The sequence below is a fragment of the Clostridioides sp. ZZV14-6345 genome (genome assembly GCF_020657775.1).
GTDB classification, from domain to species: Bacteria; Bacillota; Clostridia; order Peptostreptococcales; family Peptostreptococcaceae; genus Clostridioides; species Clostridioides difficile_D.
In genome coordinates this window covers 37,995-58,622 of the sequence record NZ_JAGWCX010000014.1, presented here as the reverse complement: position 1 = coordinate 58,622, position 20,628 = coordinate 37,995, and the positions used below count along the sequence as shown (strand labels likewise).

Annotated in this window: 18 protein-coding genes and 1 other annotated feature; of the genes, 17 read left to right on the top strand and 1 reads right to left on the bottom strand. The window is 29.2% G+C overall.

Annotated elements, in window-relative coordinates; genetic code table 11:
* Positions 1-25: 25 nt before the first annotated feature.
* The 14 genes from topA (at position 26) to KGF39_RS05535 (ending at position 16,095) form a co-directional block, all read left to right on the top strand.
* A complete protein-coding gene (gene topA / locus KGF39_RS05600; RefSeq protein WP_227821511.1) occupies positions 26-2,113 on the top strand; it encodes a type I DNA topoisomerase in 2,088 nt (695 codons plus the stop codon).
* Positions 2,114-2,277: 164 nt separating this feature from the next.
* On the top strand, positions 2,278-3,063 hold the full coding sequence (gene codY, locus KGF39_RS05595) for a GTP-sensing pleiotropic transcriptional regulator CodY (RefSeq protein ID WP_227821510.1): 786 nt from the start codon (positions 2,278-2,280) through the stop codon (positions 3,061-3,063).
* 107 nt (positions 3,064-3,170) lie between these two features.
* A complete protein-coding gene (locus KGF39_RS05590; RefSeq protein WP_227821509.1) occupies positions 3,171-4,436 on the top strand; it encodes a replication-associated recombination protein A in 1,266 nt (421 codons plus the stop codon).
* Positions 4,437-4,466: 30 nt separating this feature from the next.
* Positions 4,467-5,237, top strand: coding sequence for a GNAT family N-acetyltransferase (locus KGF39_RS05585; protein ID WP_227821508.1), 771 nt, complete (start codon positions 4,467-4,469; stop codon positions 5,235-5,237).
* A 108-nt stretch (positions 5,238-5,345) separates the two neighbouring features.
* Positions 5,346-5,792, top strand: coding sequence for an RrF2 family transcriptional regulator (locus tag KGF39_RS05580; protein WP_003419409.1), 447 nt, complete (start codon positions 5,346-5,348; stop codon positions 5,790-5,792).
* Positions 5,793-5,809: 17 nt separating this feature from the next.
* Positions 5,810-7,003: a cysteine desulfurase NifS gene (gene nifS / locus KGF39_RS05575; protein ID WP_227821507.1), complete on the top strand. Its 1,194-nt coding sequence runs from the start codon at positions 5,810-5,812 to the stop codon at positions 7,001-7,003.
* A 52-nt stretch (positions 7,004-7,055) separates the two neighbouring features.
* Complete coding sequence (nifU, locus tag KGF39_RS05570; RefSeq protein WP_054273279.1) at positions 7,056-7,496, top strand: Fe-S cluster assembly scaffold protein NifU; 441 nt, start codon at positions 7,056-7,058, stop codon at positions 7,494-7,496.
* A gap of 283 nt (positions 7,497-7,779) precedes the next feature.
* On the top strand, positions 7,780-8,859 hold the full coding sequence (gene mnmA, locus KGF39_RS05565) for a tRNA 2-thiouridine(34) synthase MnmA (protein WP_227821506.1): 1,080 nt from the start codon (positions 7,780-7,782) through the stop codon (positions 8,857-8,859).
* A 142-nt stretch (positions 8,860-9,001) separates the two neighbouring features.
* Positions 9,002-9,241 (top strand) — a binding site (T-box leader).
* Positions 9,242-9,308: 67 nt separating this feature from the next.
* On the top strand, positions 9,309-11,948 hold the full coding sequence (alaS, locus tag KGF39_RS05560; RefSeq protein WP_227821505.1) for an alanine--tRNA ligase: 2,640 nt from the start codon (positions 9,309-9,311) through the stop codon (positions 11,946-11,948).
* A gap of 24 nt (positions 11,949-11,972) precedes the next feature.
* Positions 11,973-12,230, top strand: coding sequence for an IreB family regulatory phosphoprotein (locus KGF39_RS05555; RefSeq protein WP_054273282.1), 258 nt, complete (start codon positions 11,973-11,975; stop codon positions 12,228-12,230).
* Between the two features lie 9 nt (positions 12,231-12,239).
* Positions 12,240-14,411: a hypothetical protein gene (locus tag KGF39_RS05550; RefSeq protein WP_227821504.1), complete on the top strand. Its 2,172-nt coding sequence runs from the start codon at positions 12,240-12,242 to the stop codon at positions 14,409-14,411.
* Between the two features lie 151 nt (positions 14,412-14,562).
* Entirely contained in the window at positions 14,563-14,988 is a 426-nt protein-coding gene (gene ruvX, locus KGF39_RS05545; protein ID WP_054273284.1) for a Holliday junction resolvase RuvX, read from the top strand.
* A gap of 77 nt (positions 14,989-15,065) precedes the next feature.
* Positions 15,066-15,353, top strand: a complete 288-nt coding sequence (locus KGF39_RS05540) for a DUF1292 domain-containing protein (protein ID WP_009889069.1) — start codon at positions 15,066-15,068, stop codon at positions 15,351-15,353.
* A gap of 283 nt (positions 15,354-15,636) precedes the next feature.
* Positions 15,637-16,095, top strand: a complete 459-nt coding sequence (locus KGF39_RS05535; RefSeq protein WP_227821503.1) for a Fur family transcriptional regulator — start codon at positions 15,637-15,639, stop codon at positions 16,093-16,095.
* Positions 16,096-16,211: 116 nt separating this feature from the next.
* Here KGF39_RS05535 and KGF39_RS05530 read toward each other — a convergent pair whose 3' ends face one another.
* Positions 16,212-16,949 carry a metal-dependent hydrolase gene (locus KGF39_RS05530; RefSeq protein ID WP_054273286.1) on the bottom strand — a complete coding sequence of 246 codons (738 nt, stop codon included), beginning with the start codon at positions 16,947-16,949 and terminating at the stop codon, positions 16,212-16,214.
* Positions 16,950-17,165: 216 nt separating this feature from the next.
* On the opposite strand from KGF39_RS05530, the gene KGF39_RS05525 reads away from it, so the two are divergent.
* The 3 genes from KGF39_RS05525 (at position 17,166) to KGF39_RS05515 (ending at position 20,465) form a co-directional block, all read left to right on the top strand.
* Positions 17,166-18,842 carry a ribonuclease J gene (locus KGF39_RS05525; protein ID WP_227821519.1) on the top strand — a complete coding sequence of 559 codons (1,677 nt, stop codon included), beginning with the start codon at positions 17,166-17,168 and terminating at the stop codon, positions 18,840-18,842.
* 205 nt (positions 18,843-19,047) lie between these two features.
* Positions 19,048-19,248, top strand: coding sequence for a CD1290 family small acid-soluble spore protein (locus tag KGF39_RS05520; RefSeq protein WP_021384062.1), 201 nt, complete (start codon positions 19,048-19,050; stop codon positions 19,246-19,248).
* 53 nt (positions 19,249-19,301) lie between these two features.
* Positions 19,302-20,465 (top strand): D-alanyl-D-alanine carboxypeptidase family protein, encoded by a 1,164-nt coding sequence (locus KGF39_RS05515; RefSeq protein ID WP_003419435.1) that lies wholly within the window; start codon positions 19,302-19,304, stop codon positions 20,463-20,465.
* The last annotated feature ends 163 nt before the right edge of the window (positions 20,466-20,628 follow it).

Here is a 20,628-nt window from a genome sequence, read left to right as displayed (position 1 = left end):
TTAAGTAGTGGGGGTGTGTGGTTTTATGGCCAAAACATTAGTCATCGTAGAATCGCCTGCAAAAGCTAAAACTATAGAAAAATTTTTAGGAAAAAGTCATTACACAGTTAAAGCATCAGTTGGTCATGTCAGAGATTTACCTAAAAGTAAATTAGGTGTAGATATAGAAAATAATTTTGAACCTCAATATATAAACATACGAGGAAAAGGCGATGTAATAAAGGAATTAAAAAAAGAAGCTAAAAAGTCTAAACAAGTGTATCTAGCAACTGACCCTGATAGAGAGGGTGAAGCTATATCATGGCATTTAGCTCATATACTAAATTTAGATGAATCTGAGGATTGTAGAATAGAGTTTAATGAAATAACTAAAGATGCAATTAAAAAAGCAATTAAGCATCCTAGAAATATTGATATAAATTTGGTTGATGCACAACAGGCAAGAAGGGTATTGGACCGACTTTTAGGTTATCAAATAAGTCCTATATTATGGCAGAAGGTTAGAAAAGGTCTTAGTGCAGGTAGAGTGCAATCTGTTACAACAAAATTAATTTGTGATAGAGAAAAAGAAATAAAAGCATTTATTCCAAAAGAATACTGGACAATAGATGTTGAAGCAAAGACAGCAAAAGACAAAGATATAACTTTGAAATTTTATGGTAAGAATGATGAAAAAATTGAATTAGAAAATGAAGAGGCTGTAAATGAAATACTAAAAGAAATGGAAGGGAAAGATTTAAAAGTTGAGAAGATAGAATCTAAATCAAGACGTAAATCTGCTCCAAAACCATTTACAACAAGTATGCTTCAACAAGAAGGAGCAAATAAGCTATTTTTTACTACTAAAAAAACAATGATGATAGCACAAGAATTGTATGAAGGTATAGACATAGAAGGTGAAGGTACTGTTGGTCTTATATCATATATAAGAACTGACTCTAAAAGAATATCTGATGAAGCAAAAGAAAAAGCTAAAGATTATATAGTAAGTAATCTAGGAGAAAACTACTATAAAAACACTGGTGATAAAAAAGAAAAAAAAGAGGCTAAAAAGGTTCAAGATGCCCATGAGGCAATAAGACCAACTTCTGTTGATAGAACTCCTGATAGTATAAAAGCTTCATTGAGCAAAGACCAGTACAAGTTATACAATTTAATTTGGAGAAGATTTGTAGCTAGTCAAATGGAGGATTCAGTATTTGATATATTAAATGTAGAATGTAAAATAGGAGATATCGTATTTAAAGCAACTGGTTCAAAAATGAAATTTGATGGTTATACAAAAGTATACAACTTTTCAGAAAGAGAAGATAAAATTTTGCCAAGTATAGAAAAAGGGGATATATTAAATATAGAAAATATATTACCAGACCAACATTTTACACAACCACCAGCAAGATATACAGAAGCTAGTTTAGTAAAAACACTAGAGGAGCTAGGTATAGGTAGACCAAGTACGTATGCCCCAACAATAGCTACTATATTAAATAGAGAATATGTTGAAAAGCAAGGAACAAGTTTATGTCCAACCGAACTTGGAATAATAGTTACTGATATTTTAGAAAATAATTTTCATAAATTTATAGATGTAGATTTTACTGCTGATATGGAAAGTAAACTTGATGTTATAGAAGATGGAAATACAGATTGGAAGGAAATTGTATCTAAAGCATATGCACCGCTTAAAGAAGCCATTGAAGAAGCACTAGAAAATATAGAAAAAGTAAATATGGATGAAGAAACTGATGAAATATGTGAGAACTGTGGTTCTAATATGGTTATAAAATATGGTAGATTTGGAAAGTTCATGGCTTGTAAAAACTATCCTGATTGTAAAACAACTAGACCGATAATGAATAAAATTGGTGTTAAATGTCCAAAATGTGAAGAAGGAGATATTATACTTAGAAAATCTAAAAAAGGTAAAGCTTTTTATGGATGTTCTAATTATCCGAACTGTGACTTTGTAGCTTGGAATAAGCCAACAGGAGAGTTTTGTGAGAAGTGTGGTTCATATATGGTTGAAAAAGTGACTAAATCTGAAACAAAAACAGTATGTTCTAATAAAGAATGTAATAAAGAGCCAAAAGAGCATAATGACGGAAAAGAGTGAAAATTGAAAAAAATCACATAATTCTCTTGAAAAAGGTTCCAATCTATGATAATCTTTCAAGTGTAAACAACTAATAGAAAAATAAATTTTCATTAAAAGTGAGAATAATATTAGAAAATATAAAAGGTTATTAAAAGGCCTAAATTTCATGAGGAGATGATTAAATGGCAAGTGAAGTGTTACAAAAAACAAGGAAAATAAATAAAACATTACAAACAAGTGGTGGAAGTAGTGTCTCTTTTGATTTACTGGCCGGAGCATTAGGAGATGTTTTAAATTCTAATGTTTATGTAGTAAGTGCAAAAGGTAAAGTATTAGGTCTTCATTTAAATGATGCTCAAGACAGTTCAGTTATAGAAGATGAGTATACTAAACAAAAGAAATTTTCAGATGAATATACTCAAAATGTGTTAAAAATTAATGAAACATTAGAAAATTTAAATGGTGAGAAGATATTAGAAATCTTTCCTGAAGAACATGGAAGATTACAAAAATATACTACAGTAGTTCCAATTTTAGGAAGTGGTCAAAGATTAGGAACATTAGTACTTTCAAGATATTCAAACTCATTCAATGATGATGATTTAGTAATAGCTGAATATAGTGCAACTGTTGTTGGTCTTGAAATATTAAGAGCAATAGGCGAAGAATTAGAAGAAGAAATGAGAAAGAAAGCTGTAGTTCAAATGGCAATCGGCACTCTGTCCTACTCCGAGCTTGAAGCAGTTGAGCATATTTTTGCTGAATTAGATGGTAAAGAAGGTTTACTTGTAGCAAGTAAGATAGCTGATAGAGTTGGTATAACTAGATCAGTAATAGTAAATGCACTTAGAAAGTTTGAGAGTGCAGGTGTGATAGAATCAAGATCATTAGGTATGAAAGGTACTCATATAAGAATACTTAATGACAAGCTTACAGATGAATTAAAAAAATTAAAAAACAATCAATAGTCTATGTTATGTAGATTGAGATTAGAAAAGGTATCTATTTCAAATAGGTACCTTTTTTAGACGAATTATTGAAATAGTTATAGAGTATATTAAAAAGGAGTGATAAGATGCCTTTAGCAGATAAAATAAGACCAAAAATAATGAATGACGTAATAGGTCAAAGTCATATAATAGGTAATGGAAAAATATTGTCTAAGATATTACAATCTAATTTTTTGCCTAATATGATATTTTTTGGCCCTCCTGGTGTTGGTAAAACTACAGTGGCAGAAATAATAGCAGAAAGAAGTAATAAAAGTTTCTATAAAATAAATGCTACTAATTCATCTTTAGAAGATATAAAAAAGGTAATATCAGAACTTGGAAGTATAAATAACATAAATGGAGTTTTATTATATATAGATGAAATACAAAGCTTTAATAAAAAACAGCAACAATCAATATTAGAATTTATGGAAAATGGGAGTATAACCTTGATTGCTAGCACTACAGAAAATCCATATCATTATGTATATAAAGCTCTTTTAAGTAGGTCCACTGTATTTGAATTTAAACCTTTAGAAAAAATTGACATAGAAAAAGGATTAAAAAGGGCTGTTGAGGTATTAAATGAAGATAGTTATATGGATATTGAGTGCAATAAGGATGCTATTGAAGATATAGCTATTCTTTCTGATGGAGACATGAGAAGAGCTTTAAATACTTTGGAAATGGTGGTTTATTCAACTAAACCAAATAAAGATAATATAACTTATATAGATTCAGATGTAATAAAGGCATCTACATTTAATAAGATTATAAATTATGACAAAAATGGTGATAGTCACTATGACATTTTAAGTGCATTTCAAAAATCTATAAGAGGAAGTGACCCACAGGCATCTATACATTATCTAGCAAGACTTATAAAAGGTGGGGATTTGATAAGTATCTGTAGGAGACTTTTGGTAATAGCTAGTGAAGATATAGGACTCGCTTATCCAAATGCTATTGTGATTGTAAAGGCATGTGTAGATTCAGCTATGCAACTTGGATTTCCAGAAGCAAAAATACCATTAGCAGAAGCTACTATTCTTTTAGCTACATCTCCAAAATCTAATTCTGCATGTATAGCAATAATGAAAGCTATGGATGAATTGGATAAAGAGTTTGTTAAGGATATACCAAATAGCATAAAAGATGCTCATTATTCTGGTTCTAAAGAGATAGGTAGGGGTTGTGGATACAAATATCCTCATAATTTTAAAAATCATTATGTAAAGCAACAGTATTTACCAGATAGCATAAAAGATAGTATTTATTACATACCACAAGAAAATAAAACTGAGAGAAATATAAAAAAATATTTAGAATATATAGATAGTGATTTTTAAACTGAACTTTATGTATCGGGGGTAGATATTATGATTATAAAACTTAACTCAACTTATCATAGTAGAGTTATGAAATACTTAAAAAAAGAACCTGAGTACAATTTATTTATAATAGGGGATATTGAAAGGTATGGATATGGAAGTAATTTTTTAAATATATGGGCAGATATAGATGAACAAGGTGAAATGAAGGCAGTATTACTTAAGTATTTTGAATTCCTTATGTTTTATTCTGATGGAGAGTATGATGTGGAAGGTTTTTATAATCTACTTTGTAATACTAATTATGAAGAAATTTCTGGAAAAATATGTGCTGTAGATGCCTTAGCAAAGAGATTAGGACTTAATAATTTAAAGATAGTTGATTTTTGCAAACTTCAAACTAAAAAGTTTTTGATAGATAATAATTGTAAAGAAAAGGTTAAGAGAATTAGGCTTGGAAATCTAAAAAAAACAGTAAGGCTTTATGATTTGATAGATGAATTTCACAGTACAACTTTAGACAATTTAAAAAATGGATTAAGAACAGGTAGAGGATATTGTGTAGAGATTAATAAGCAAGTAGTGTCAATGGCAAAGAGTACTTCAGAAAATAAGACCCATGCAATGATAGTTGGAGTAGGAACACATCCTAAATATAGAGCTAGAGGACTTGCTACAAAGTGCCTAATTAAACTATGTTCAGAACTATTAAAAGAGAACAAAATACCTTGTTTGTTTTATGATAATGAAGAAGCTGGAAAGATATATAAAAAACTAGGATTTGAAAATATTGGAAAATGGGGAATTTATTCAAAATAAAAAATTAAAATTAATCTTGACAAAATTAGTAGGGTATAATAAAATTATCTTGAAAGTAATTCCTACTAAAACAGTATGAATTAGATTTCTATATAGAGGTGATAATATATGAAGTTGTCTACTAAAGGTAGATATGGATTAAAAGCAATGTTTGAATTGGCATTAAATCAAGATAATGGACCAGTATCATTAAAATTTATTGCTAAGAAGCAGAAAATATCAGATCAGTACTTAGAACAAATATTTTCATCTTTAAAAAAATCGGGTCTAGTAAAAAGTGTAAGAGGTGCTCAAGGGGGTTATTTACTTTCAAAGAATGCTGAAGATATAACAGTAGGAGATATACTTGTAGTATTAGAAGGGCCAGTTGCATTATCTGACTGTGTACTAGATGAAGATGTATGTGAAAACTCAAACATGTGTGTAACAAAAATAGTTTGGGAAAAGATGAAAAAGGGTATAGAAGATGTTATAGATTCGATTACTCTTAAAGATATGATAAATGACTATAACAAAAATAAATTAGAAAATGATATAACAAATATTAAAAAATAGATTTGGAGATGAATGTAATGGAAAAAAGAAGATTGTATATGGATTATTCTGCAACAACACCTATTAAAAAAGAAGTATTGGATGCAATGATGCCATACCTAACAGATTATTTTGGTAATGCATCTAGTTTTCACACATTCGGAAGAGAAGCAAAAGATGCTTTGGATAAAGCAAGAGAACAAGTAGCAGCCCTTATAAATGCTGAACCTAGTGAAATATATTTTACAGCAGGTGGTTCAGAAAGTGATAACTGGACACTAGAGGGTGTAGCTTATGCTAATAAAAATAAAGGTAATCATATAATAACTTCAAAAATAGAGCACCATGCAATACTTCATACATGTGAATACTTAGCAAAACATCATGGATTTGAAATAACTTATTTAGATGTTGACAGCGAAGGAAAAGTAGATTTAAAACAATTAGAAGATTCAATAAAAGATACTACTATACTTATAAGTATAATGTTTGCAAATAATGAAATAGGAACTATACAACCTGTTAAAGAAATATCTGAAATATCTAAAAAACATAAGATATTATTCCACACTGATGCAGTACAAGCTACAGGAAATATTCCAGTAGATGTTAAAGAATTAGGAATAGACTTAATGAGTATGTCTTCACATAAAATATATGGACCAAAAGGTGTAGGAGCTTTATACATAAGAAAAGGTGTAAGACTTCATAACTTTGTCCATGGTGGAGCACAAGAAAAAAGTAAAAGAGCTGGTACAGAAAATATACCTGCAATAGTTGGATATGGAAAAGCAGCAGAATTAGCTAAAGCAAATATGCAAAACCATGTAGAAACTTTAACTCGTCTTAGAAATAAGCTAATAGATGGTGTGTTAGAAAGAATACCTTATACAAGAATAAATGGTAGCTTAGAAAATAGATTGCCAGGAAATGCAAACTTTGCGTTCCAATTTATAGAAGGTGAAGGAATACTTTTATTATTAGATATGTTAGGAATTGCTGGTTCAAGTGGTTCTGCATGTACTTCTGGTTCATTAGACCCTTCACATGTACTTCTTGCAATAGGTTTACCACATGAAATAGCACATGGTTCATTAAGACTTACAGTTGGAGATTTTACAACAGATGATGATATAGATTATATATTGGAAAACTTACCAAAAGTTATAGAAAGACTTAGAAGTATGTCACCACTTTATGATGATGCAAAGAAACAAGGCTTAGTAAAATAGACAGAAAGATAAAGCGTAAAAAATAGACATAAATTGAGTAGGAGGAAAAATAATGCAATATAGTGATAAAGTTATGGAACATTTTATGAATCCAAGAAATATGGGAGAAATTGATAATGCAAGTGGTGTAGGTGAAGTTGGAAATCCTACATGTGGAGATATAATGAAGATATTTTTAGACATAGATGGAGATGTAATAAAGGATGTTAAGTTTAAGACATTTGGCTGTGGTTCAGCTATAGCAAGTTCTTCTATGGCAACTGAAATGATAAAAGGAAGAACTATAAAAGATGCACTAGAACTTACAAATAAAGCTGTTGCAGAAGCTTTAGATGGTTTACCACCAGTAAAGATGCACTGTTCAGTTTTAGCTGAACAAGCTGTAAAGGCAGCTCTTATAGATTACGCTCAAAAGAATAATATCCATATACCAGAACTAGATGGATATGTTATAGATGATGCTCATGACCATGATGTTCAAGAAGAAGAATAAAAATAAGTGGTTGTGTTGTTAGAAAGTTTAAAATGATTAAAAAGAAGTATTAATGAGATATAAAAAATAGCTGTTTGTAAAATAGCTATTTTTTATTGTTTAAATTAATAGTTTTAACTTGTTTTAGGAGTCAATTAGTTAACAAAATATATATTTATAATATTTAGATAATGAAAATAATTATTTTTTTAGAAAATAGAGCAAGCTATATTTTAAATAAATACAATGCTTGTTCTATATGATATAATAATAAGTAATGCAAAAGATGAGGTGAAATTTGTTTATGAATAAAAAAGTAATGATAGGTATGAGTGGAGGAGTTGATAGCTCTGTAGCTGCATATCTTTTAAAACAACAAGGGTATGATGTCATTGGTGTTACTATGAAATTGTGGCAAGATGATGACGATGTTGAAAATGAAGGTGGTTGTTGCTCTTTATCAGCAGTTGAAGATGCTAGAAGGGTAGCAAATAAAATAGGTATACCATTTTATGTTCTAAATTTTAGAGAAGTGTTTAAAGAAAAAGTAATAGATTATTTTATAGATGAATATTTAGAAGGAAAAACTCCTAATCCTTGTATAGCTTGTAATAAACATATAAAATTTGATGATTTTTATAAGAAAGCTAGACAAATAGGTTGTGATTATGTAGCCACAGGTCACTATGCAAAGATAGAAAAGGATGAAAGTACAGGAAGATATTTGCTAAAGAAATCTGTTACAGATAAAAAAGACCAAACTTATGCACTTTATAATCTTACACAAGAACAACTAGAGCATACTTTATTGCCAATCGGTGACTATGAAAAAGATAAGGTAAGAGAAATTGCTAAGGAAATGGGTATGGCAGTACACAATAAGCCTGATAGTCAAGAAATTTGTTTTGTTAAAGATAATGACTATGCAAATTATGTTAAAAAACATTCTAAAAAACGTATTGAAGAAGGTTTTTTTGTGGATACTAAAGGTAATATACTTGGAAAACACAAGGGTATACTATATTATACAATAGGTCAAAGAAAAGGGCTTGGAATTACTTTTGGTAAACCAATGTTTGTAATAGATATAAATCCAATAAATAATACTATAGTTCTTGGAGATAATGAAGAATTATTTAAAAAAGAACTTATTGCAAAAAATGTTAACTTTATATCAATAGATAAATTAGAAGAACCATTAAAAGTCCAAGCAAAAATAAGATATTCAGCAAAGCCATCACCAGCTACTATCCATAAAATAGGAGAAGATACTATTAAAATAGTTTTTGATGAAGCTCAAAGAGCTATTACTAAAGGTCAGTCTGTAGTAATGTATGATGGAGATGTTGTAGTAGGTGGAGGAATAATCGAGAAAAGTTTATAAAAACTTCTAAAAAATTAAAAAAATAAACAATAAAGTATATTAAGATAGAATAAAGTTTATAAAATAAATTTATTGTATATGAAAATATAGTATTGATTAATTTTGTAAAATTTAGTAATATAATTAGTATATTAATTAAAAAGCAAATACAGTGATAAGGAGTAGTAAAATATTTGATGTCTTATAGAGAGAGGGAATATGCTGGAACCCCTTAGAATATAATATTTGAAGCAGCCTTTTAGTAGCAATCTTGAACAATTTATCTTCTGTAAGGAGGATTTAAGTAGAGATTGACGGTAGTTACGTTATAGCTAAGGTTTTCCGAAGATATCATAATTTGTATGATAATTAGGGTGGTACCGCGATTGTCCTCGCCCCTATAAATTTATTTATAGGGACGAGGTTTTTTATTTAAACGAAAAAATAAAATTTATTAGGAGGAACATAATATGGAAAAGATGGGATTAAATGAAATAAGAAGTAAGTTTTTAGAGTTTTTTGAGTCAAAAGGTCATTATGTAGCAAATAGTTATTCTTTAGTACCAAACAATGATAAGAGTTTATTACTTATAAATTCAGGTATGGCACCTTTGAAAAACTATTTTTCAGGTGTAGAAGTACCTCCAAATGTAAGAATGTGTACATCTCAAAAATGTATAAGAACAGGAGATATAGAAAATGTAGGTATAACTGCAAGACATGCTACATTCTTCGAAATGATGGGTAACTTTTCATTTGGGGATTACTTTAAAAGAGAATCAATCAAATGGGGATGGGAATTTGTTACAGAATGGTTAAATATACCAGAAGATAAGATATGGGTAACTGTATATGAAGAAGATGATGATTCTTATGATATATGGGCAAAAGAAATGAATTTCCCAGAAGAAAGAATGGTTAGACTTGGTAAAGATGATAATTTCTGGGAGATAGGTATAGGTCCTTGTGGTCCTTGTTCAGAAATATACTTTGATAGAGGAGAAGAATATGGATGTGATAATCCAGACTGTAAACCAGGCTGTGATTGCGATAGGTATTTGGAATTCTGGAACCATGTATTTACTCAGTTTGATAGAGATGAAGAAGGAAATTATAGTCTATTAGAAAGTAAGAATATAGATACAGGTATGGGTCTTGAAAGAATGGGATGTATCATGCAAGGTGTAGATACTATCTTTGAAGTAGATACAATTAAGTCTATATTAGAAGCAGTTGAGAAGTTAACAGGAGTAAAATATGGAGAGAATCCAAAAAATGATATATCAATAAGAATAATAACTGACCATATAAGAGCTGTGACATTTTTAGTTAGTGATGGAGTACTTCCATCAAATGAAGGAAGAGGATATGTTCTTAGAAGACTTCTTAGACGTGCTGCTCGTCATGGTAAGTTATTAGGTGTAAAAGAATTATTTTTACAGAAGCTAATAGATGAAGTTATAAAAGTAAATGATAAAGCATATCCAGTTTTAGTTGAAAAAGAAAGCTATATTAAAAAAGTAGTTGGTATAGAAGAAGGAAAATTCAATGAAACTATAGACCAAGGAACAGAAATATTAAACTCTTATATAGAAGTATTAAAAAATGAAGGAAAAACTGTCCTAAGTGGTCAAGAAGCTTTTAAACTATATGATACTTATGGCTTCCCTATAGACTTAACTAAAGAAATCTTAGAAGAAGAACATATATCTGTAGATGAAGAAGCTTTTAATGAAGAGATGGAAAAACAAAAAGAAAGAGCTAGAAATGCTAGAGGAAATATGGATGGAGAAAGCTGGAAGGAAGACCCTCTATCAAAATTAGAATCTACAGTTGACAGTATATTTAATGGATATAGTGAAATTTATGGTGAAGGAACTGTTGAAGCTATAGTCAAAGATGATGAGTTAGTTCAAAGTGCAAAAGAAGGCGACAAGATATCTATAGTACTAGATAATACTACTTTCTATCCAGAAGGTGGAGGACAAGTTGGAGATTGTGGATTAATAACTAATGGAAACTTAGTTTTAGAGGTACTAAATACTAAAAAAGGTGCTAATAATAGTATAAAACACATAGGTATAATAAAATCAGGAATAATAAGCAATGGAGATAAAGTAAAGACACTAGTAGATAGAGAAACTAGAATAGCAGCTGCAAGAAATCACAGTGCTACACATTTACTTCACAAGGCATTAAAGGAAGTATTAGGAGACCATGTTAATCAAGCTGGTTCTTTAGTTACTCCAGAAAGACTTAGATTTGATATTACTCACTTTGAAGCTATATCAAATGAAGAATTAAAAGTAATAGAAGAAAAAGTAAATAATGTTATTTTATCATCTTTAGACATAAAATGTGATATTATGAATATAAAGGAAGCTAAAGAAAAAGGAGCTACAGCACTATTTGGTGAAAAATATGGTGATGAGGTAAGAGTAGTTTCTATGGGAGATTATTCTACAGAACTTTGTGGAGGAACTCACTTGACAAATACTTCTCAAGTAGGAATGTTCAAGATATTATCTGAAGGTGGAGTGGCAGCAGGTGTAAGAAGAATAGAAGCAATAACAGGAAAAGCTGTTTATGAATACCTAAAAGAAAGAGACGGAATTATCTCTGAAGTTTGTGTAAACTTAAAATCTAAAGAAGACAATTTAATTCAAAGAATAAGCTCTTTATTAGAAGAGAATAAAAATTTATCTAAAGAATTACATGATATGAAAGCTAAGATGAGTTTACAATCAGCTGATTCTATTTTTGATTCTAAAGTTGAAGTAAATGGGGTTAATTTGATAACTAATAAATTTGAAGGCATGGATATGGATACACTAAGAGAAACAGCAGATAATCTAAGAGATAAGCTTGGTTCTGGTGTAGTAGTACTTGCAAACGTAGTAGATGATAAAATTAACTTTGTAGTTACTGCCACTAAAGATGTATTAGATAAGGGAATACATTCAGGTAATATTGTTAGAGAAGTTGCAAAAATAGCTGGAGGAAAAGGTGGAGGAAGACCTAATATGGCACAAGCAGGAGCTAATGATGTGTCTAAGGTTGACCAAGCTTTAAGCTATGCAAGTGAGGTTATTAAGACACAAGTTAAATAACATTCACTCAAGGAGGTTTTTAATTTGGAAAAAGACTTAGACTACACTATGAAATTTGAAGGAATACCAGAAGATAAAATGAGTGTAGGAGACACCATTGATTTTGTATATAAAGCACTAGTTGAGAAAGGATATAACCCTATAAATCAAATTATAGGGTATCTCCTTTCTGGTGATTCTAGCTATATAACTAGTCATAAAAATGCAAGAGCTATAATTAAAAAATTTGAAAGAGATGAGATACTTGAAGAAGTAATCACGCACTATCTGAATAGAAAGTAGGTCAAATAAATGAGAAAAAAGATTATGTCATTGTTTGCAGTAGTCATTATGATTTTTGTATCAACTGCTAGCTATGGTTTTGCTGAAGAAAAAGGCAAGGTCATATTTATTGATATGAATAGGACCAATCTTGGAAGTATGATGAATATTCCAATCTTAAAAAATGAGATAGAAAAGAGAGGTTATGTAGCTCTCATGAATATAAGAGGGGATCAAGGTACTGATGATAGAAGGTCTTATGCAAGTATAGGGGCAGGAACAAGAGCTGATGTAACTACTGAAGACTATATCAATTTTCAAAAAGTAGACCAAGATACTGCTAAAGCTTTTGAAGCCGCAACAGGTCAAAAAGCCAAAAAAATAAATGATTTAAGTATTAATAGATCAATAAACGAAAATCTTGATTATGGAGAGTATGGAGCAAATTTAGGGTCATTAGGAAAAACTTTATCAGAAAATGGTTTAAAGACATCTGTAATTGGAAATGCCGATATAATTGAAAATAATCAATTAGTTAAAAATAGAAACTTATGCCTAGTGGCTATGGACCAATATGGGAGGATTGATTCAGGTAATATTGATGATATTAATAAAAAAGATTCTAAAATGCCATTTGGAATATCTACAGACTACGATAAGTTATTAGATGAAACTAAAAAATCTTATAAAAATAGTGATGCCATATTTGTAGAGCTTGGAGATACATATAGATTAGATATGTATAGATTGAATCTAAATGATAATACTTATGCTACAATGAAGAAAAATATTGTAAAAAATATAAATAAATATCTTGAACAAGTATTTTCTATGGTTGGAGAAAATGACACTGTTTATATATCAAGTGCATTTCCGAGCGACTTAGATTATAAAAATAAGAGAAGACTTTCTCCAATAATAAAATTTAGTGGAGAAGGGAAAGGTCTACTGGAATCTGCTACAACAAGAAAGGCTGGTATTGTTGCAAACTTAGATGTTGGAGTAGATATACTAGGCACATTTGGTCTTGAAAATAAAGAGATGGTAGGTAGAAGTTATACTTTAGTAAATAAAGAGGACAATGTTAGCTATCTAAAATCACTTTATGAAAGGATAGTGTCTATATCTTCAATAAGGTCAACTATTATAAATGGTTTTGTAGGCGTAATATCTGCTTCTTGGGTAATTGCCATGTTTGCAATTTTCTTTAGAAATTATATGCCACATAAAGAGCGTGTATTCAAAGTGCTTAAAGAGTTTATAAAATTAGGTATAATAATGCCACTATCATTTATGTTAGCTCCTTTGATGAATTTTAAAACTCCACTTTCAATATCTTTGGGAATATTTGCGACTACATTAATACTATACTTATTAGGTAGAAAATTATTTAAAGACAATGATATAAAGCACATGGGATTTTTTGCTACACTTACTATTTTAGTAATAGTTATAGACTCTGTATTTGGGACATACTTAATGCAAAATAACATAATGAGTTATGATGCTGTTATTGGAGCTAGATACTATGGTGTAGGAAATGAATATGAGGGTGTAACTATAGCAAGTGCAGTATTTGGTTTAGCAGTATTATTACATTACAAGAAAATTTCTAAATTGTATGTTGTAATTTTTTCTTTAACAATACTTATAACTAGCGCATATCCTTCAATGGGTGCAAATGTTGGTGGAGCTATATCAGAATGTGTAGCATATTTATTGTTTATAATGCTTATATATGATGTTAAATTAGATTTTAAGAAAGTTATATTATTAGCTATTTCGGCTGTCGTTGTCGTTTGTGCGTTTGCAGCTTTAGATATAGTTTCAGGTAGTGAATCTCATTTAGGTATGTTTGTACAGAGAATTTTCCTAAATGGACCAGGAGAGATATTACAAACATTTGGAAGAAAAATTCAAATGAATATACAACTAGCACAGACAAGTGTATGGGTAAATATTTTACTTGTAGGAATTGGAGTAATTGCAGTACTTATATTTAAACCATCTAGACACTTTAGGAAGATAATGAACAACTTCCCAATCTTATTTAAAGGGTTTATTGCATCTATGGTTGGTTGTATAATCACCCTTTTAGTTAATGATTCTGGAATAGTTGCTGCATCTACAGCATCTATATATATACTTATACCACTTATAATAATAAGTATAAATATGATAATATTTGAAAAAAATAACTAAAAAATTTTTTACTGTTAGTATACGATTTAAATAAAAAATGCAATATGATTATTAATGTAAACTGGATGCTTACATAAAAAATCATATTGCAATTTTTATGATTGATAATATGTATTTAATCTATGGAATATAAATAGATAAAGGAGGAACTATGTTAGATGGAAGAATAATGGGTCTTGATGTTGGTGATAAAACTATTGGAGTTGCTGTGAGTGATTTAATGGGATTAACTGCGCAAGGTCTAAAAACAATAAAAAGAGTAGGTAAGAAAAAAGATATTGAAGAAATAAAAGCTATAATAAAAGAAAAGCAAGTAAATAAAATTGTATCAGGATTACCAAAAAATATGAATGGAACTTTAGGTCCACAAGGAGAAAAAGTAATCAAGTTTTGTGAGCTAGTAAAAGAAGAAACAGGTCTTGATGTAGAGTTTTGGGATGAGAGACTTTCTACAGTAGCAGCAGAGAGGTCCTTATTAGAGGCAGATGTTAGTAGACAAAAAAGAAAAAAGGTTATAGATATGTTAGCAGCAGTAATAATTTTGCAAGGATATTTAGATTTTAAAATAAATTCATAAAAGAACTATAAAATTGAATACTTATGATATATAATATAAATAATAAAAATAAAAATAAATTTGAGGTGAATGACATTATGGAAGAAAATATAATAAATTTAATAGACGAAAATGGTGTTGAAAGCCAATTTGAAATAATATTAACATTAGAAGCAGAAGGAAAAGAATATGCAATATTAATGCCTTTAGATGATGAAGAAGCTGAAGAAGCTTTAATCTTTAGAATTGATGAGGATGAAGAAGGGGAAATCTTAATACCTTTAGAAAGTGATGAGGAATATGAAACTGTTGTAGCTGTATATACTGCTATAATGGAAGAAGAGGGCCTAAATTACGATGAAGATGAATCAAATGGTCTTAACTAGATAGGGAGTTAAGTTTGTATATAAAAAATCAGGTATTTATTATATTTGCTTTAATTAAGACTTATTAATTGTAAAAAGCATTTATAGTATATATCTGTTTTTTTGTTTTTTATTAAAAAAATCAAAAAATTTATGGATTTTGGTGAATAATATATCTTTTATGGGTATATATTTATATTATGAGAATAAATTAAATTTTTTCAAATGTCTTGACAAAAAATGAATTATCAATTACAATATTATTTAATAAAGATTATCAATTGAAAATAGTAAGGGTGATGTTATGGCAAATACAATGGATTTGTTAAAAGACAAGTTAAAAGAAACTGGTTTTAAGATTACGCCACAAAGAAGAGCAATAGTTGAAATATTGCTTAAACATGACCATTCACATCTAAGTAGTGAAGAAATCTATGATTTAGTTAGGGTTGACTGTCCTGAAATAGGTTTAGCTACTGTATATAGAACAATGCAGTTGTTGGATGAAATAGGATTAATATCAAAACTAAACTTAGACGATGGGTGTATAAGATATGAGATTAGTCTGCATAAAGAAGACTGTCATAATCATCATCATCTTATTTGTAAAAATTGTGGAAAGATAATGGAAGCTAAAGAAGACCTTTTAGACAATATAGAAAAAGAGATACAATTATTGTACAAATTTAAAATACTTGATCATGATGTTAAATTTTATGGACTATGTGACGAGTGTAATGGAGTAAGCGAATCAGAAGAGTAAACTTCTATTGCTTAATGTCGATGGAAGAATAGTATAGAACTTTTATATTCTATGCTATTCTTCCATTTTTTATTATGAATCCACTTTAAAGTATGAGTATATAGTTTTCAAAGTGTTTATAGTTTTAATATTGAAAATATAATTAATCCTATAAGTACAAAAATGAATGATTTTTCTATAAAATTACTAAACGGTCCACCAACAGTTAAAAATCCTAAAGAAATTTTCTTTTCGCTTAGTGGATAAAAAATTGGTATCCCTTGTTTTGTAAATAAATCTCCTAAAAACATATGACTTGCATAACCAAGTGTACCATAAAAAGATAAATTATTAATATTAGTGATTAATTCTATCTGTTTTAGTAAAAAATATATTATTATAGTTGCAAATATGCTATGAGAAAAGCTTCTGTGCTTTAACCAGGGAAAAATTGACAACATTAGACAAAAAATTGTAAAATATATTTCAACTTCTATGATGTATAAGCATATAGCTAATAGTATAAATATTAATGATAGAAAAACTTTTCTAAGAAATGTGTGGGTTAGTTTTGCCTCAATAATTATAATTGCAATAAATGTGATTATTGCACTTAAATAAAAATTATCATTTATATTTATTGAAATAAAGAAAATAATAATATTAATAGTATATATAAAAATTCTATATATATATTTGGATATATTGTTTTTTAGAATGAAATTTGAGACCATAGAATTAGATTTATCCAAATCGGGCAGTACAGCAAAAGTAGCTGAAACTAAAATATCAACTAAAGATATAGGAATTTTAAATATTAAAGATGTCTGGATGGCTGTTAAGATTCCTATTGCACAATGAGTTTTACCACGCATAAATCCTCCTAAAATATCCGATATTAAATCATATAATATTTAGAGGATATCAAAATAAAATAGGTTTGTCAAAATAATACGTTAAATGTATTTTAAATATAGCTTAAAATATGATACGAATTATGGTACAATAAGAATAACTGGTAGCGAGTGCGTGATTTGATATTATTTAGGATTGTAGAACGTGTTAAAAAATTAAATAGACAGAAGGAGATGATGCAATTGTTCAAAAAGAACACCAACAAGATAAAGGTAATGGCCTTGGGTGGACTTAACGAAGTTGGGAAAAATATGACTGTTGTTGAGTATAAAGATGAAATAATTGTTATAGATGCTGGACTTAGTTTTCCAGAAGATGAAATGTTAGGGGTAGATATAGTTATACCAGATATAACTTATTTAGTCAAAAATAGGGATAAAATAAAGGGTATATTCATTACACATGGACATGAAGACCATATAGGGGCTCTTCCATATATATTGAAGAAAATAAATGTGCCTGTGTATGGAGCGAGACTTAGTATAGGTCTTATACAAGTAAAACTTAAAGAACATAAGATGAATAACGTTAAGTTAAATGTCATAGGTCCAAGACAAGTTATAAAGCTTGATAACATGGAAGTAGAGTTTTTGAAAAATAACCATAGTATACCAGATGCTTACTCTATTGCAATACACACAGACCAAGGTATAATATACCATACAGGAGATTTTAAGATTGATTTAACTCCTATTGATGGAGATGTTATGGATATGCATAGAATCTGTGAGTTAAGCAAAAAAGGAGTTCTTTTAATGTTGGCTGATAGTACTAATGCAGAAAAGCCAGGATTTACTATGTCTGAAAAGACTGTTGGAGTAGGTCTTGACGAATTATTTGCAAAAGGAAATGGTAGAAGAATTATAGTTGCTACCTTTGCATCCAACATACACAGATTACAACAAATAATAAATACTGCTGAGAAGTTTAATAGAAAAGTTGCTATATCAGGTCGCTCAATGGTAAATGTAGTTGGAGTTGCAAAAGAATTAGGATATTTAGATATTTCTGATAATATGCTTGTAGATTTAAATGATATATGTAAATATGAAGACAGTGAATTAGTGATAATAACAACTGGTTCACAAGGTGAACCTATGTCAGCTCTTGCTAGAATGGCTTTTTCAGAGCACAAAAAAGTAGAAATAAAGAGTGGCGATTTAGTTATAATATCTGCTCATCCAATACCAGGAAATGAAAAATTAATATCAAGAGTAATCAATTTCTTATTTGAAAAAGGAGCAGAAGTAGTATACAGTGATATAGCTGATATACATGTTTCTGGACATGCCTGTCAAGAAGAATTAAAACTTATACATGCATTAGTTAGACCAAAGTTTTTTATGCCAGCTCATGGTGAATACAGAATGTTAAAAAGACATGCCGAAATAGCTGAACAGCTCGGTATGGACAAAGAAAATATTTTTGTTATGCAAACAGGAGATGTTTTAGAATTAGATAAAAACTCTGCTAAAGTAGCAAATCGTATACAAACAGGAAATATATTAGTTGATGGACTAGGAGTAGGCGATGTAGGTAACATAGTTTTAAGAGATAGAAAGCATTTATCAGAAGATGGTCTTATGATAGTTGTAGTAACTATTTCTAAGGATGAGGGTAAAGTTCTAGCAGGTCCAGATATAATTTCTAGAGGCTTTGTATATGTAAGAGAGTCAGAAGACTTAATGGATGGAGCAAAAGATATAATTAAGAATGTTCTAAATGAATGTGAAGAGAAAAATATTAAAGAGTGGGCTTATTTAAAGAATAATATCAAAGAAAACTTAAAAGAATATTTATATCAAAAAACTAAACGAAATCCAATGATACTTCCTATAATAATGGAAGTGTAATATAAAAAATCATAAAATTGAAAATTAGACCTCTTGTAATTTTTAAAATAATATCAAAAATCCAATTGATACTATCTTAAGAATTACAAGAGGTCTTTTTAATTTTTGACATTAAAAATATGTATATTACATAAAATACCAATTATAACAATCTTTTATTAGTAAAAACTACTTATATATAAATTTTACTAATAGGAGGTTTTTTATGGATAATATCTCAAGACAAAATGCTATAAAAGCGTTAAAACAAACAAAGATGGAAATAGCAGGAGAATATGGAATGAATTATGAAGATGCCTTTGAAATAATAGAAAATGCATCTAATAAAGGTGTTTTAGAAGGTTACTTTAAAAAACTTGAGAAGAAAAAAAATTTAGGTCAAGGTATATCTAGGCATTTAGAATAAAAAAAGTTAAATGTGAGAAAATAAGTTTAAATAAACTTTAAGAGGTGACATCGATGAAAAAATTAGCTAGTACTGCTTTGGCTATATTACTTGCATTTACTCCTTTGAGTTTTTCTTTTGCAAATAATAAAGAAAATGCTGATGCCAACCAACTAAATATATCTTCAAAATCAGCAATTTTGATGGATGTTGGTAGTGGACAAATTTTATATGAAAAGGATGCTCATAAAAAGCTTCCTCCTGCCAGTGTAACAAAGGTAATGACAATGTTACTTATTGTAGAAGCTTTAGATTCAGGCGATATTAAGCTTGATGATGAAGTTCAAGTAAGTGAAACTGCATCTAGTATGGGTGGTAGTCAGATATTCTTAGAGCCAGGAGAAACACAAAAGGTTGATACGTTATTAAAGGGTATAGCTGTTGCTTCTGCAAATGATGCTTGTGTTGCTATGGCTGAACATTTAGCTGGAAGTGTTGAAGGATTTGTTGATAGAATGAATGCTAAGGCAAAAGAGTTAAATATGAATGACACTCATTTTGCAAATACAAATGGACTTCCAGTTGCAAATCACTATACATCTGCTCATGATATAGCTCTAATGTCTAGAGAACTGTTAAAACATGAAATGATAAGTAAATACTTAACTACATGGATGGATAAGGTTGTAGTAGGGAAAAAACAAGTTACAGTAGGTCTTGCAAATACTAATAAACTTATAAAACACTATCAGGGAGCAACTGGTGTTAAAACTGGGTTTACTCAAGAAGCAAAATACTGTTTATCAGCATCTGCAAAGAGAGGTAATACTCATTTAGTTGCAGCAACTTTGGGAGCAGAGACTTCTCCAGAAAGATTTAATGATGCATCTAGCCTTTTAAACTATGGATTTGCTAATTATGAAAGTGTTAAGTTATGTAGTAAAGGAGATAATATAGCAACACTTACATTGGATAAGGCTGATGAAAACAAAGTTAAATTGGTTGCTAAGGAAGATTTAAATGCTCTTATTAAAAAAGGAAGCTCTAAAGAATTTGAAAAGAAAATTGAAATAGTAAAAAATCCTAAAATGCCAATTAAAAAGGGAACTGTTTTAGGAAAGATAAAGATATGTAAAGATAAAAAAGTAATAGGCGAAGTGGAATTGGTAAATACTAAAGATATAAATAAGGCAAGCTATCTACAAATGCTTCAAAGAATAATTGATAACATGATATAAATAATTACCAAATGAAACATAATTATAATACACAAAGATATAATTATAATACACATAAAAAATACCCTTATGTAATTATTTGCCATAGGGGTATTTTTATTTATCATATACAAGTATTTTATAATATTATGATTTTTATAGAAATATAGAAAAGTTTATGTAT